Origin of the sequence: Spirosoma sp., assembly GCF_048594605.1 — a bacterium.
Classification (GTDB): Bacteria; Bacteroidota; Bacteroidia; order Cytophagales; family Spirosomataceae; genus Spirosoma.
Genome location: NZ_JBMDWV010000248.1, coordinates 1 through 14,076, shown reverse-complemented (window position 1 = coordinate 14,076; position 14,076 = coordinate 1). Strand labels below are relative to the sequence as shown.

Sequence of the window (14,076 nt, the reverse complement as noted above, 5' to 3'; positions counted from 1 at the left end):
GTGTGGGGTTCATAAACCCGCACCGGCTGGGGGGCGCTAAGTGGGGGTTTTTCTAACCCGACACCACAAACGGCGCTTGTTTAAATCAGCTACACGTTACGTTAATTTCTCATTATTACGGTGCCGTGTGGCATCGCGTATGTTTTTCTTATCCAGATTTTTCTGAAATGCTTCGGTCAGATCAACACCCGTCTGGTTGGCGAGGCAAATGAGCACCCATAATACGTCGGCCAGTTCATCACCCAGATCTTTATTTTTATCCGACTCTTTCTCCGACTGCTCACCGTAGCGCCGGGCTATAATTCGGGCCACTTCGCCAACTTCTTCAGTCAGTTGAGCCATGTTGGTCAGTTCGTTGAAATACCGAACACCAACGGTTTTTATCCAGTCGTCAACAGTAATTTGAGCGTCTTTTAGCGTCATACTCGATTTATTTACAAGGAAAAATAGTAGTCTCTAATCTTGCTCGCCATCAGTTTTCGTCTCATCATCAGGAAGTCACCATAGTCGCTAATCTGCATATGCATTATCTCTGATGGAACACAATTCATCCGAAGATTATCCAAAAGTTGCTGTTCCGTTGCAAGTCCGCTTATTGACTGATTGTCTTCGTTCATTTGAGATTGTATTAAGGCGAAGTAATCGTTCGGTGGTCGGTTACCAACTTTAATATTTATTTCAGATTGCATGTAAACGTAATTGGCAATCTGATTATATCGACCACGATCAAGCCCATTCCGCTTTAAATAATCCTTTGGAAACAGATGATGAATGTCTCCCCGAAGTGATATTAAATCACTCACCAAAACATCTTTTGATAAAAAACCTTTATCGTTGGCTTTAACTTGTGAGGCTAAAAATACCAGAAAGTAAGGGCTGCTGGCTACAGAGGTATCTAAACTCTGTAACAAAGATGCGCTCCAGAAAGCATCGGATAATTCCCCTACTTCTTTTTCGTGTAAATACTCTTCAAAAAGTCTTTGAGAAATTTGCTTTATGTCATAGTCAAATATACTCTCAGGGGAACCAGAATAACGGCCCGTTAGAATTGAGTAAACAAGCCACCGTTTTACGTACCGTTCTATGGCAGTAGAATTCACGCCTAATTCTTTAAGTTTTAAGTAAAGAATATAAGCAAAATTAAGTGCATTCTGAGATCGAATTAACTTAGGATCTATGAAACCGGCTGATTTAACAATCATCAGAAAGCGTTTAAAATTCGTTTCACTGATAAAGTTATTAACGCCAGCTCGGAGCATTGAGAAGGATTTCTCAGCAATGGTGTCCTCGTAGGTACGTGTTTCGAAATTCCGTCCTGATAATAAGCTGACTAAATCTGAAAGACGTCCCCGGTTAAATTGTGAGGTGAAAGCTACTCGGATTAGATCATTATAATCAGGATCATACAAATCTTCATTCTCGGTTTTCAGCCATTGCATTTTTTGAAAATAATCTGTCTTGGCAAACTCCTGATCATTATCAACAATATGTTTATAAAATTCAGGAGCTACCGCTAAATGACAAAAGTAATCAATGGCTTTGCGGAGTTCATTACCGCGATATTGAGTGTCTGCCGCAATTTTACTCATGGCAAAATCGGCTTGGCTCAAGACTACCCCTTTCGAGTTAATACGAATAAATATTTCGGTCACTGTCTCAATGTCCAATTCAGGCGACAGCTCAATCAAACCAATCTGTTTTTTGGGAATATTGATTAACGTTGAAAATGCATTTCGAACCTGCTTTTTGTCAACATCGGGATTCAATTCAAAGTAATTCTCAGCTATTTCAAAAAGGTCTCCAGTGATAGCTTCTGCTATATCATGAATCCAAGTTTTATCCTTAAGTATAGCCGGATTCTGAACCTCAAATCTTTCTTCAATAGGATTGAATGCTATTTTGATTTTAATTCGTTCGTAAGTCTTGTTAACCACATAATGACCTAAAATAGCCGCAGTTAATGCCGTAACACGTTGTTGACCGTCAATCAATACCTTCTTACCTTCACTCAAACTACCATCTTTTAGCCGAACGTTTGGGTTCCGCCATGCAATAATATAACCGACCGGGAATCCTTGGTATAAGCTATCCATTAGATCTCTAACTTTGGAGCTATCCCACACAAAAGGTCTCTGTATTTCAGGAATAGCAATCTCTCCGGAGTTTACCCAAGCTAATACTGTCTCAATTAAATGTTGATTTACGGCGTATTTCTGCATCGAATGATTATTAATAAGAAGGCTAAAAGCAAAAAGAACGGCTAATTAGCACCGTTCTTTTTGCTTTCGTAATAATAAGTGATTACCGTTAATCCAGGCTAAACAAATTTCAGTCTTACTTTTCCGGTAAAAACGTCAGCGAACTGAACTGATCTTCTACGAAAGCTTCCTGGGCGAGCGTTTGCAGTTGTTCGGCCGTTACGGATCTGATTTCATTGAAAATATCAGTCAGCGCTTCAACCCGATTGATGTCGAGCAGACTTTTGGCCATCATCAGCATGAAACTGTTGTTGCTTTCTTCGGCCATAGCCAGTTGTCCAATCAACTGTTCTTTGGTTTGATGCAGTTGTAACGTAGTGAGTGGTTGTTCACGAAGGCGCTTCATTTCCTTCATAATCAGCGACTGCGCTTTATCTACTTTCTTTGGATCGGTTCCGAAATAAATACCCAGAAAACCAGTGTCCAGATAGGGAGTGTAGCTGGCATCAATCGAATAGACCAGTCCGTATTTTTCGCGCAGATTCAGATTCAGCCGCGAGTTCATACCCGGCCCGCCGAGCAGATTCACAAGCATGAAAAACGGGAGTCGACGCGCATCTGTAAGGGCATAAGCGGGTCGACCAAGCGCGCATTGAGCCTGCGTAATGGGTCGCTCAACCCGTGTCTGACGCGGTGCATAATCGGTTGGCTTTTCCCGTTGGCGGGCCGATTGCTGCGCCGGTACGTCGCGAAAATACTTTTCAGCCACTTTCACCACCTGTTTGAACGGCAGTTTACTAACCGACGCAAACACGATCCGGCTGGTGTCGTAATTTTCGGCAATGAACCGCTGAAGATCTTCGCGCCGGAATGAGCCAACCGTTTCAGTTGTCCCCAGAATATTGCCGCCGAGGGCATGGTTCGGGAAAACCAGCTCGTCGAAATCATCCTGAATCGCGTCTTCGGGCGAGTCGTAATACATCGCCATTTCTTCCAGAATTACGCCCCGTTCGCGTTCGATCTGCTTCTCCGGAAAAACGGAGTGAAACGTAATATCAGCCAGCAACTCAGTCGCTTTCTCGAAATGCGCATCCAGCACCGAGGCATGAAAGCAAACTTTTTCTTTCGTTGTATAGGCATTTAGCTCACCACCAACCGTTTCCAGACGGGTGATGATGTGGTAGGATTTTCGTTTCTCCGTACCTTTGAAGGCCATGTGTTCCCAGAAGTGGGCCAGTCCCTGCTGATGCGGTCGTTCGTCGCGGCTGCCGATGTCGAGCATAATGCCACAATGAGCAATCTGCGTGTGCGGTATTTGTTTGTGCGCAATCCGAATTCCGTTAGGCAGGGTATAAACTTCGTAATCTTCCATTCTTAGCGTTTACGCCATAAGCGTACTAATGATAACCGCAACCAATCCGCCCCGGTTCCTGATTATTCAAACCGCTTTCATTGGCGACGTAATTCTGGCCACGGCCTTGCTCGAACAACTCCACGCTACGTATCCAAACGCGACCCTTGACGTACTGGTGCGTAAAGGTAACGAGGGCCTGCTGGCTAATCATCCGTTTTTGAACGAGGTGCTGATCTGGCATAAAAAGGGCACCAAATATCGGGATTTATGGCGACTGTTACGTATCGTTCGTGCCCGGAAATATGATGCCGTTCTCAATCTGCAGCGATACAGTACGATGGGTTTGCTCACAGCGTTGTCGGGGGCAAAAGTTACCGTTGGCTTTGACAAAAATCCTCTTTCCCGTTTGTTCACGTATCGAGTCAAGCACCGTATCGAACCGGGTATTCACGAGGTAGATCGCAACCAGGATTTGCTCAACGTATTAGCCAGCGATACGTTACGTCCAGATCAACAAGGGGCTGCGCATCCGTTACCGAATCGCCCCAAACTTTATCCATCGGCAGCCGATTACGAAACCGTCCGAACGTATCAAACCCAGCCCTACGTTTGCATGGCGCCTATGTCGGTCTGGTTTACCAAACAGTATCCGGTTGAAGGATGGGTAGTTCTAATTCAGAAACTAGCCACTGATTTCACGATTTATTTGCTGGGAGCGCCCACGGATGAAGCCGCTTGTGAAGCCATTAAACGAGCTGCCGGCTCGGGGAATAACGTAGTGAATCTGGCAGGGAAATTGAGCCTGTTACAATCGGCGGCCTTGCAGCAGGGTGCTGTCATGAATTACGTAAACGACTCGGCCCCTCTTCATTTGTGCTCAGCCATGAACGCGCCAACAACGGCCATTTTCTGTTCAACAGTGCCCGAATTCGGCTATGGACCACTCGCCGACGGGTCGCGGGTCGTACAAACGCGGGAAAAACTCGACTGTAAACCCTGCACATCACATGGCCGTAACGCCTGTCCGTTAGGGCATTTTCGTTGCGGCTACGGGATTCAAACAGCCGATTTGCTATTTACGACGTAGTGCGCAGGTTTTCGTCCACGCACTACGTCGTAACGATTTAGTTCGTTGCCGTAAATTTCAAGATCAATCCTGGCCCGTAATAGAGCACGTAATACGTATCAGGATTCACATTGCTCAGCATAATATCAACGGGCGTAATGGCTGGCGAGAACAAGGTCGTTGCCGGATCGTCGCCACTAGCGATACGTCCAGGGGTTGAAAAACCAAACTCCGTCACAAGGGGTTTTCCACTCGGTGGCAGTAAAATATCGGTCAAACCGGAGAAGCCGTCTTTATAAATCGTTGGCGTAACGGGAGCGGCTCCCATAGCATTTACCTTATAAATTCTGGAAAGACCCGGAGGAAACGGGAAGCCCGTCAGTGTGCTGACCAGGAAATTGGTGCCATCATAGACAATTCCCGTTGGAACGGCATCAAGAGTCGGAGGCCCGGCCGTAATGGAGGCAGGTTTGGTCACATCAGGGAACGTAGCGAAAATACTCAGGCTTCCGTCAGATTTTTTCCGACGAACAATCGCGTTGCCGCCCGCATCGACAATAAACAAATCACCGTCGGGGCCAAAAGTGAGGTTGTAGGGATTCGAATCAGGCGCATCGGGTGCATTGGGACGAGCATTCTTTACGAACGTACCAATGTCTTCGCTTGGTATAGTGTTGGCATCGACGGCGGGCGTTACGCCGGGCACAAAACCAGCTACGTCGGCGATGAATAACTTATCTACTGTGGCATGAAGAATGTAGAGTTTCCCGTCTTTATAGGCCAAATGATTGAGTCCTTCCGGCGAGTTTTCGGGACTCAATGCCGACGGAAATCCTGTTATGACGGGGTATATCGTTCCTGACGGCGTAATGACCGAAACCCGTCCGTTATTGGCCGTTCCGCTGCCCGCTTCGGTTACCCATACATTGCCTTTCAGATCTTCAGCCAATCCAAGGGGCGACATAAGTCCGGCAGCAAATGGCGGACCCTGCACAGGTACTAACCTCGTAGGGGCCGGAAACTGGTGATCCATTATCGCACATCCGGCCAAGCCAAACAGAAAAACGCCAACCAACACCAACGGCTGGAAAAAACGAGAAACGTAGTAATTGATGCTCATGATTGAAACAGGAAAAAGAGAGGATTAAATTGTAAGCGGTAAAGCCGCCAAGTTAGTATAAAATACCTAACTGAAATCAACAGTTTAGTAAGCGGTTAGGGTTATTCCGCTTTGATTAGCAATTCGTTACCATAGGCTATTTCCCTGCTGCCGCAGGTCGGGCGGATACTTGTACGTACCGATTAATTTCGGTAGTATTTTTCCATGGCTGGTTCCCAGGTCGATCTACCACTGTACAATTGCTGGGTTTGGTTTCTCCGTTTTCTACGTCCGTCTTAGAGGAATCAGTCGTGCGCTAATTCAGCCATAAGCGCCATTAATTTCGTAGCTGCATCGGGTGTCCGACGGCCTAAACCGCATGAACACGCTACGTCGACAAGCTGGCCACGTGCGGCTTCAATACTCTTTAAAATATGCCGGTTTTGCTCCGGCGTCAGCTTCTCATGAACAAAACCCGCGATAAACCGGGTCGTTGGCGGCAGTCGAATATTCGTCAGGGGCGCGTAATAGCTAGCGTCTGTTGTCGGTGGTGTTGCTCCTTCGGCAAATGGGTAATGAACATAAGCCAATGTGTGCTGAGATGGCCACTCATCGACCAATCGATTCGAGAAATCGACCATTTTACCCAGCGTCTTCGGATGTATCAACGCTTCATTATGAAAATCGCCAAGACACAGATGGATGCCAACCTGTGCGCCGGGCGTAATCTTGGCCAATAAATCCTTGATCGGTCGCAGCGCTAACCCCATGAGCGGTTTGGGCAGTTTGTAAGCTGCGTATAATTCGGGCGGCACTTCGATCTGTACCACTACGTCGTGGCCAGCCGTCGCCAGGGCAGCGTTCACTTCGCGGGCAATCACCGTATTAAACGCATTCGTGTAGCGTAGCCACGTAATCGGATTGGCAAACGCAAAGCCCATCGCAAAGCCCGTTGGTACGCCCAACTGAAATTTCAGCGCAGGCAGGTTGTGCTGCTGGCGCAGTTGGGTAAAAATAGGGTAGCTTTTGTGGAAAAAATCGTCGTAACCCAACCGGACATGATGCGGCATATCGGCAGGCGAATGACGGGGTCGGAGCTTCTGTAACGTATCGTAGCTAACCGCCATACCATCCTCCCCCCGAACGGGCTGCTTAATAACGCTCCAGCTTTTTGTGTCCTCGGTTAATTTCTCGATGGCATACACAACCCACGCAATGCGATTCCCTTTAGGAAAGGTCGGGGTTTTCTCACCGATTTCGCCGTCAGGTAAAGCGAATAAAGTGGGGCCGAGCGCATCAAGCGCCTGAGTCATGCAGGTTTCTTCGTCAGTAAACGGCAAGCTGCCCACCAGCAAGGCCGATCGTTTCGGAGGATTTCGGTCGGTGGACTGGCCCGGCTGGCTACGTTCCTGTACTACGTCTTCTTTGTTTTTCATCTTAAAAGCGAGGAAGTCTGAATATGCTATTCACAATAATGTAAAAAGCTGAAAAACAGAAAACTATACTACGTCGTACGTGTAGACGCTACGTTCAGAATTGGATCATAAGAAAAGCGCGAAACGTAACAACCACTTTATATAACCAGTCGCTCAATTGTTTTTAATCTATGCATCAGAAATTGATAAATTCGACTATCCTCCTCAACATACGATCTGATTATGCAGCGACGCTTATTCCTCCAGTTACCTCTGTTGACGCCTGCGCTGGCGTTTTCAGCCGCTCCTCTTGCTGGTTCAGATGGCTCTACCGCCGTTTCGCCCCAGAAAGGTATTCTGGTTAAAGCCGGACAAGATCGCTCTAATAAACCGTTCAAGTGGCTGGATGCTACGTTCCATGTAAAAGTATCGGGCCAGGACAATGAAGGCCGCTTCGTTATTTTTGATACGTTACGTCCTGAGAAAGTCGGGCCGCCCCTGCATCTTCATACCGACTGCGACGAATGGTTTTTCGTGATAGATGGCGAGTTCAAATTTCAGGTTGGCGACGAAACGCTGCGTCTGAAAGCGGGCGATTCGCTGACGGTATTAAAAGATACACCCCATGCATTCGTCAAAACGAGTGAAGGCATGGCCCGTATGATCGTGATGCACCAGCCTGCCGGAAAGATGGAAGAGTATTTCCGTACGGTTACGCAACTTCCCGATCAGAGTATTGAAGGGCGACGCGCCTATGCCGAAAAGCACGGAATGCGCATTCTTGGCCAACCCCTAAAGGCCGATTGATAGACTTTTTTTGTTGAATAAATCGTAAAAACGGTTGGTTTTATATCGCCCGGTAATTGGGAATACGTTACCTTTGTTTAGCAACTTTAGGGGTGTCGGCACCAAATTCGGCTGACTGAGATGTATACCCTCATTACCTGATGCAGTTCATGCTGCCGTAGGAAAAAGTTATTGAGCCGGGCACTGACTTCGCCCCTACAGTTGCTGTTATTAACTTCCTTGACAGCATGCCTCAATCAGCAGAATCTATCTGGGCCAACGTAACACAAATTCGCAATCAGGCCCCGTTAATTCACAACATTACCAACTTTGTAGTCATGAACAACACGGCCAATGCTCTGTTGGCGTTAGGCGCTTCGCCAGCTATGGTTCATGCACCCGAAGAAGTTGAAGAATTCGCTTCGATCTCCAGCGCACTGGTTGTCAATATCGGTACGCTCGACGCTACGTTCGTGTCAGGCATGAAACTAGCCATGCCTCAGGCAAAAGCGTTAGGCAAACCGGTTATTTTTGATCCCGTCGGGGTGGGTGCCACTACGTATCGGAATCAGATAAGTGAAGAATTGCTGACACTGGCAACGCCCGACATCATTCGGGGGAATGCCTCCGAAATCATGGCGTTGGCCGGATTAAACTCACAAACCAAAGGCGTTGATAGCCAGCACAGTTCGTATGCAGCCATAGCGGCTGCCCGGCGATTGAGCTTAATGTGGAACTGCACTGTTGTGATCAGTGGCGCCAGCGATTATATTGTTCGTGGCAATCAACAGGCAACCGTCAAAAACGGCCATCCGCTCATGACCAAAGTAACGGGAATGGGTTGCACGGCTACAGCACTGATCGGCGCGTTTGCAGCCGTCAATTCCGACTATTTCCAGGCTGCTACGTATGCTATGGCCGTTATGGGCATTGCTGGCGAATTAGCCGTTCAGAAAAAACCGGCTCCCGGCAGTTTGCAGCTCAACTTTCTGGATGCACTTTATCAGTTGACCGAAACGGACATTGACGCCCGGCTTAATCTAACGTATGCATGAGTGGATTGTATTTGGTAACAGATAGCGCCATTGCGCATCAGGCCGGGCATACACTGCCTTACGTTGTGGAAGAAGCCTGCCGGGCGGGCGTTCGCTGGATTCAACTGCGGGAGAAAACCTTATCCACCCGCGCATTTGTGGAACTGGGCACTACGTTAAAACAGATCACACAGGCGCATGGCGCCAAACTGATTATTAACGACCGGGTCGACGTAGCACTGGCCATAGATGCCGATGGCGTGCATGTCGGTCAGGACGATATGCCATATCAACTCGTACGTTCCCTCATCGGACCGGATAAAATCGTGGGTCTATCGATCAATAGCGTAGCTGAACTGCAGACGTTTATAGCCGATGAGGTGGATTACATAGGCATTGCAACCATCTTTTCGACCGATACCAAAGCTGATACGTCCAGTCTGCTTGGGCTGGCTGGCCTTCAGGAAATTTGCCATTGCGTAGAGATTCCTACGTTTGCTATCGGCGGTATTAAAGCGCATAACATTCAACAGGTTATGCAAACGGGAGTTTCAGGCGCAGCCGTCGTGTCGGCGATATGCGGTCATCCATCGCCTTACGAAGCCAGTCAGCAATTACTTCAGCTACTTGACTAAATGAAAACGTACTCACGAGTCTTAACCATTGCCGGTTCGGATAGCGGTGGCGGAGCCGGTATTCAGGCCGATCTTAAAACCTTTTCGGCGCTTGGTTGCTACGGTATGTCGGTCATAACGGCCCTTACGGCTCAGAACACCAAAGCCGTTACGGGAATCATGCCCGTGCCGCCCGCCTTTATTGTCGAACAATTAAAAGCCGTGCTAAGCGATATTGGCGTTGATGCGGTCAAAATTGGTATGCTTCACTCCTCCGAGGTCATTGAACAGGTTGCCAAAACGTTAGTTGAGTTCAACGTAACAACCATCGTGCTCGATCCGGTGATGGTAGCCAAGAGTGGGGATAAATTACTCCAAGATGAAGCCGTTCATGCACTGAAAACGTACTTGTTACCCATTACTACCCTTGTTACGCCTAATTTACCAGAAACCAGCGTCTTACTTGGTCGTCCGGTAGAAACAGAAGCGCATATGCAACAGGCCGCTATTGATCTGGCGACGCTGTGTCCGGGCGCTATTCTGGTAAAAGGCGGTCATCTTACTACGGCCGAAAGTACGGACCTGCTCTACGTGTCTGAGACTGAACAGCATCAGTTTTCATCAATCCGCATCCAAACCGAAAACTCCCACGGAACAGGGTGCACGCTCTCGTCGGCTATTGCTGCCGGTCTGGCCAAAAAATTGTCGATTGTCGAGGCTGTGCGAGCGGCTAAAGATTATCTGACCGGAGCCCTCCAGGCTGGTTCGGTCTATCAGCTAGGTCACGGACACGGGCCGGTTCACCATTTTTTCAACGTCTGGTCCTAAAAACAATGCTATTCACTGATCAACTCTGGCAGGAAATCAGCTCTGTCTACGAATCAATTCTGGCGCATGGCTTCGTTGACGAGCTGACGACGGGCAATCTGCCTTCCGCTACGTTTCAGTATTATATTCAGCAGGATGCGCTCTATCTGGCCGACTTTAGTCGCGCGCTGAATCAGCTAGCTGCCCGGTCAGTCAGCACCGACGACGTATTGCAATTCACCCGGTTTGCCCAGAATGCAATTCTGGTCGAGCGAGCCTTGCACGAAACATACTTTTCCCTGTACGATATTCAGCCCGAGACGACTAAAATGCCGGCCTGTTTTGCGTATACCAACTATCTGCTGGCTACAACTTCGCTTCAGTCGGTGGCAGCTGGTGCAGCGGCTGTGCTGCCCTGCTTCTGGATTTATCGGCAAGTTGGGAAGTTCATTTATCAGCGGGCCATTGAGGAAAACCCGTACCGAGCCTGGATTGATACGTATGCTGGTGAAGCTTTCGACGAATCGGTCAATCAGATGCTTGCCATCACCAACCGCCTGGCCGAATTAGCCGGTGACCGGGAGAAGCAGCTGATGCAGGAAGCCTTTCGGACCTCAAGCAAGTTGGAGTGGTATTTCTGGAACGACGCCTATACACAAAATCGCTGGCTGATATAAATTTTGCGTGTCATTACGGTTATAGTGTTTGTCTGACATCAACAGGCAGGCGGATGAATCGTCCAAGTCGCTGAACAGCCTCCTCGAAAGCGCTACGTTGTTTTGCGCTCAGCGGCTGAAAAAAATTAGCTTCAATGGTCATCGACTTGTTTCCGACAATACGTTTCCAGCTTCCAATAATTTGTCCGTCGGCAATAATCATATTGCCAAACTGGAATGGCGAAGGTTGTAACAGGCTATTCCTGAAATCAAGCGTTGCGCTTCTATCTTTATAGCCCATGATCCATTCATCGTACATGGGCAACAAATGCATATCGTTCCTGACTTGTTCACTGAACGTAGCATCAGAAAAGTAGTAATCCACCCGGTCGATTGATTTCCGGATTAATTCAGCACCAAGCTGTTGCAACCCTTTCCGGCAATCGGCCAGCGTAAGCCCCGACCAGGTCGAAAAATCATGGACTGTCGCAGGTCCGCGACTGGTAAAATACTTTCTGGTTAACTCAACCAAGGCTTCGTCCCGGCTGATCAGGTCAATTGCGGGTACTCGTTCCTCGAGGAGCGTATATGTAAACTGATTGCCCTGGCGTGGCCCACTACAGATAAGACCCTCGAGTTCGGCATTCATCATTACGTAGCTCAACCGATGCCCTTCTAAAAAGATGTTGTGCTTGCCGAATTCTTTATTGATTGCGTCGCGCGTGAGGCATTGACCATCACGTAACGCACTGATAATAATATCATTACAATGGCCAAAAATAACCTTACCCAGCTCCAGCTTCCGATACATAAAGGCGCTGGCCTGATGAACACGCGGGGCTGTCAGCATTAGTAACCAACGTATGTCCTGAGATGTCACAAAATGCCAGGTTGGCCTCAGCACGTGCGTCCGCAGGATTTTCCCATCGGTAAAGTCCTGCTCAACTTCGTTGTCAGTCAGATGTCTTACTCGCAGACCCAGCGCCCATTTCGTTTGTGCATATTCCTGCGCCTGCACCGCCCCAAACCAGCCAACCAGTTCGGGAGCTGATGGCAACGTAGTGCCCACAAATTGCTGATTAATCAGGCGTTGTTTCGCGATTTCGGCAAAAGTCATTCTGTACGATTTTACCCAAACTTACACAAAGCTTTCAGGCTACAAAACCTGACCAATCGCTACGTACCTGTCGGAGGCCATTTACCAACGTACCGCCGAATCAACTTTACTACGTTTATTTCCCCATCCATTCCTTAAAAGGCGTCAGCTTCTCCCGGCTTACCACAACTTCTTTATCCATATTCGGATTGAGCCTGATGGCCAGTCGATTACCGAAATACGTTTGGACCTGATCAACACTTGTAATTGAGACCAGAAATGACCGGCTTACGCGAAAAAACTGCCGGGGATCGAGCATTTCTTCCAGCTCATCGAGGCTGTAATCGACAATCATTTTTTTTCCGTCTGTCGTCCGGATCTGATTCAAGCGATTATCCGTAAAGAAATAGGCAATCTGATGCGTATCGATCGACATTAGTTTAGAGGCATACTGGACCAAAAACCGCTGCCGGTACTCCTTCGGAGTCAATTGTTTTTGCAACTCTTTCAACAAGTTACCCACTGCTGCCGACGTTTCGCTACTCGTTTGAACGTATCGTTTGGTCCGGTGCATGAACTTATCGAGTGCAGCCCGCAGTTCGTCCTTCTGAATCGGCTTGAGCAGGTAGTCAATGCTGTTCACCTTAAATGCCTTGATCGCGTATTCGTCGTACGACGTAGTGAAAATTACAGGAAGATCAATCTCAACCTGATCGAAAATCTGAAAACTCTGCCCATCGGCCAGCTCAATATCCATCAGAATCAAATCAGGAATCAAAGCCCTGCCGGGCTGATGTTCCCTGAGCCAGGCTACCGTTTCGCGAACGCTAGTGGTAACCGCCAGTACCGTAGCATCAGGCTCGACACTGCCCAGCGTTTTGATAAGCTTTTTAGCTGCAATGTCTTCATCTTCAACTATAAGAATGTTCATCGTCGTTTGTCTTTGAACGAGTTAACTACCAATGCCGACCCGACCGGCCGCAATCAGCGGAATCGTAACAGCAAACTCATCGACCGTTTCCCGTACCAGAATATCCCCCTGATTAAGCAGCCGGAATTTGGTTGCAATATTGCGGAGACCAATCTTGGTGGAAGGCAACTGCTGTTCTTTCTTTTGCAGATTATTCTTCACCGTCAGCAAACCAGTGGGCTGTGTGGTTACGTCAACAATCAGTGGCTGCGTTTTATCAATCACATTGTGCTTAACGGCGTTTTCGATAAGCAGTTGCAGCGTCAGCGAGGGTAGTAAATAGGTTTCGTAGGGCGGCTCAATCGATAAATTCAACTGAATATTATCTCCGTAACGGGTTTTTAGTAAGTGGAAATACGACCGGATGAACTGAAGCTCGGTGCCCAGATCGGTTAGTTCGTGTTCGTTGGAACGTAGCAGGTAGCGGTACACTTTACACATCTCGTTCAGAAAATCCTCGGCTTTCTCCGTATCGTCGCCAATCAGATACGACAACGTATTGAGGCTGTTGAACAGAAAATGCGGGTTAACCTGCTGTTTCAGACTGTCGAGCTGGGTTTGTAAATTCTCTTTCTTGAGCGTTTCGGCTTCCTTTTCCGATTTCAGAAGTCGGTTGAAGTAATAAACCGCTTCCTGTACGCCAATAATTAGTCCACAATAAAGCAACGCACTCGGTACCGTACTGACGAACGATTCTTTGGGATAAGGCGCATGATATCCGGTGTTGTTGACGACTACCATATCTATCCAGTCAATCAGGACAGCGACCAGCCAGCAAAGTGGCAGTACAATCAGAATACGCTTTCGGGTCTGGTGAAGATGCGGATATAAAAGTCGGAACCGAAGCAGCACCCAGCGAACAGCCTCCCAGGTAACCGTCGACAACATCAGAAACTCAACTGAATATTTGAGTGTACTGATGTCCAGCGGCCGGGCGAAAAGCCTGAACGAATAGACGCTGAGCAACCATAACAGGCTGAT

At 48.0% G+C, this 14,076-nt stretch carries 14 protein-coding genes and 1 riboswitch; of the genes, 6 read left to right on the top strand and 8 right to left on the bottom strand.

Annotated features, from left to right (window positions below; all coding sequences use genetic code 11):
- Positions 1-96: 96 nt before the first annotated feature.
- From ACOJS8_RS15425 to ACOJS8_RS15415, 3 genes are all read right to left on the bottom strand, one after another.
- Positions 97-423: a nucleotide pyrophosphohydrolase gene (locus ACOJS8_RS15425; RefSeq protein ID WP_420149436.1), complete on the bottom strand. Its 327-nt coding sequence runs from the start codon at positions 421-423 to the stop codon at positions 97-99.
- 11 nt (positions 424-434) lie between these two features.
- On the bottom strand, positions 435-2,219 hold the full coding sequence (locus ACOJS8_RS15420) for a GmrSD restriction endonuclease domain-containing protein (protein ID WP_420149435.1): 1,785 nt from the start codon (positions 2,217-2,219) through the stop codon (positions 435-437).
- Between the two features lie 115 nt (positions 2,220-2,334).
- Positions 2,335-3,570, bottom strand: a complete 1,236-nt coding sequence (locus tag ACOJS8_RS15415; RefSeq protein WP_420149434.1) for a M16 family metallopeptidase — start codon at positions 3,568-3,570, stop codon at positions 2,335-2,337.
- 28 nt (positions 3,571-3,598) lie between these two features.
- Here ACOJS8_RS15415 and ACOJS8_RS15410 point away from each other — a divergent pair, with 28 nt between their 5' ends.
- Entirely contained in the window at positions 3,599-4,639 is a 1,041-nt protein-coding gene (locus ACOJS8_RS15410) for a glycosyltransferase family 9 protein (RefSeq protein ID WP_420149433.1), read from the top strand.
- A gap of 37 nt (positions 4,640-4,676) precedes the next feature.
- Here ACOJS8_RS15410 and ACOJS8_RS15405 read toward each other — a convergent pair whose 3' ends face one another.
- Both ACOJS8_RS15405 and ACOJS8_RS15400 read right to left on the bottom strand, forming a co-directional pair.
- Positions 4,677-5,738 carry a ScyD/ScyE family protein gene (locus tag ACOJS8_RS15405; RefSeq protein WP_420149432.1) on the bottom strand — a complete coding sequence of 354 codons (1,062 nt, stop codon included), beginning with the start codon at positions 5,736-5,738 and terminating at the stop codon, positions 4,677-4,679.
- Between the two features lie 284 nt (positions 5,739-6,022).
- Positions 6,023-7,153 carry a hypothetical protein gene (locus ACOJS8_RS15400; RefSeq protein WP_420149431.1) on the bottom strand — a complete coding sequence of 377 codons (1,131 nt, stop codon included), beginning with the start codon at positions 7,151-7,153 and terminating at the stop codon, positions 6,023-6,025.
- Between the two features lie 222 nt (positions 7,154-7,375).
- Here ACOJS8_RS15400 and ACOJS8_RS15395 point away from each other — a divergent pair, with 222 nt between their 5' ends.
- From ACOJS8_RS15395 to tenA, 5 genes are all read left to right on the top strand, one after another.
- Entirely contained in the window at positions 7,376-7,939 is a 564-nt protein-coding gene (locus ACOJS8_RS15395) for a cupin domain-containing protein (protein WP_420149430.1), read from the top strand.
- A 78-nt stretch (positions 7,940-8,017) separates the two neighbouring features.
- Positions 8,018-8,120: riboswitch (TPP riboswitch) on the top strand.
- A gap of 46 nt (positions 8,121-8,166) precedes the next feature.
- Positions 8,167-8,973: a hydroxyethylthiazole kinase gene (thiM, locus tag ACOJS8_RS15390; RefSeq protein WP_420149429.1), complete on the top strand. Its 807-nt coding sequence runs from the start codon at positions 8,167-8,169 to the stop codon at positions 8,971-8,973.
- Positions 8,970-9,587, top strand: a complete 618-nt coding sequence (gene thiE, locus ACOJS8_RS15385) for a thiamine phosphate synthase (RefSeq protein WP_420149428.1) — start codon at positions 8,970-8,972, stop codon at positions 9,585-9,587. The genes thiM and thiE overlap by 4 nt, the downstream gene beginning before the upstream one ends.
- Entirely contained in the window at positions 9,588-10,394 is an 807-nt protein-coding gene (gene thiD, locus ACOJS8_RS15380; protein WP_420149427.1) for a bifunctional hydroxymethylpyrimidine kinase/phosphomethylpyrimidine kinase, read from the top strand. It begins immediately after the preceding gene.
- 5 nt (positions 10,395-10,399) lie between these two features.
- The gene (gene tenA, locus ACOJS8_RS15375) at positions 10,400-11,050 is read left to right on the top strand and encodes a thiaminase II (RefSeq protein ID WP_420149426.1); all 651 of its coding nucleotides are present in this window, start codon (positions 10,400-10,402) and stop codon (positions 11,048-11,050) included.
- A 19-nt stretch (positions 11,051-11,069) separates the two neighbouring features.
- Here the strand turns inward: tenA and ACOJS8_RS15370 are convergent, their stop codons facing one another.
- The 3 genes from ACOJS8_RS15370 to ACOJS8_RS15360 all read right to left on the bottom strand — a co-directional run.
- On the bottom strand, positions 11,070-12,146 hold the full coding sequence (locus tag ACOJS8_RS15370; protein WP_420149425.1) for a winged helix DNA-binding domain-containing protein: 1,077 nt from the start codon (positions 12,144-12,146) through the stop codon (positions 11,070-11,072).
- A 115-nt stretch (positions 12,147-12,261) separates the two neighbouring features.
- Positions 12,262-13,056, bottom strand: coding sequence for a LytR/AlgR family response regulator transcription factor (locus ACOJS8_RS15365; protein ID WP_420149424.1), 795 nt, complete (start codon positions 13,054-13,056; stop codon positions 12,262-12,264).
- Positions 13,057-13,077: 21 nt separating this feature from the next.
- On the bottom strand, positions 13,078-14,076 hold a 999-nt coding region (locus ACOJS8_RS15360), incomplete at its 5' end, for a sensor histidine kinase (RefSeq protein ID WP_420149423.1).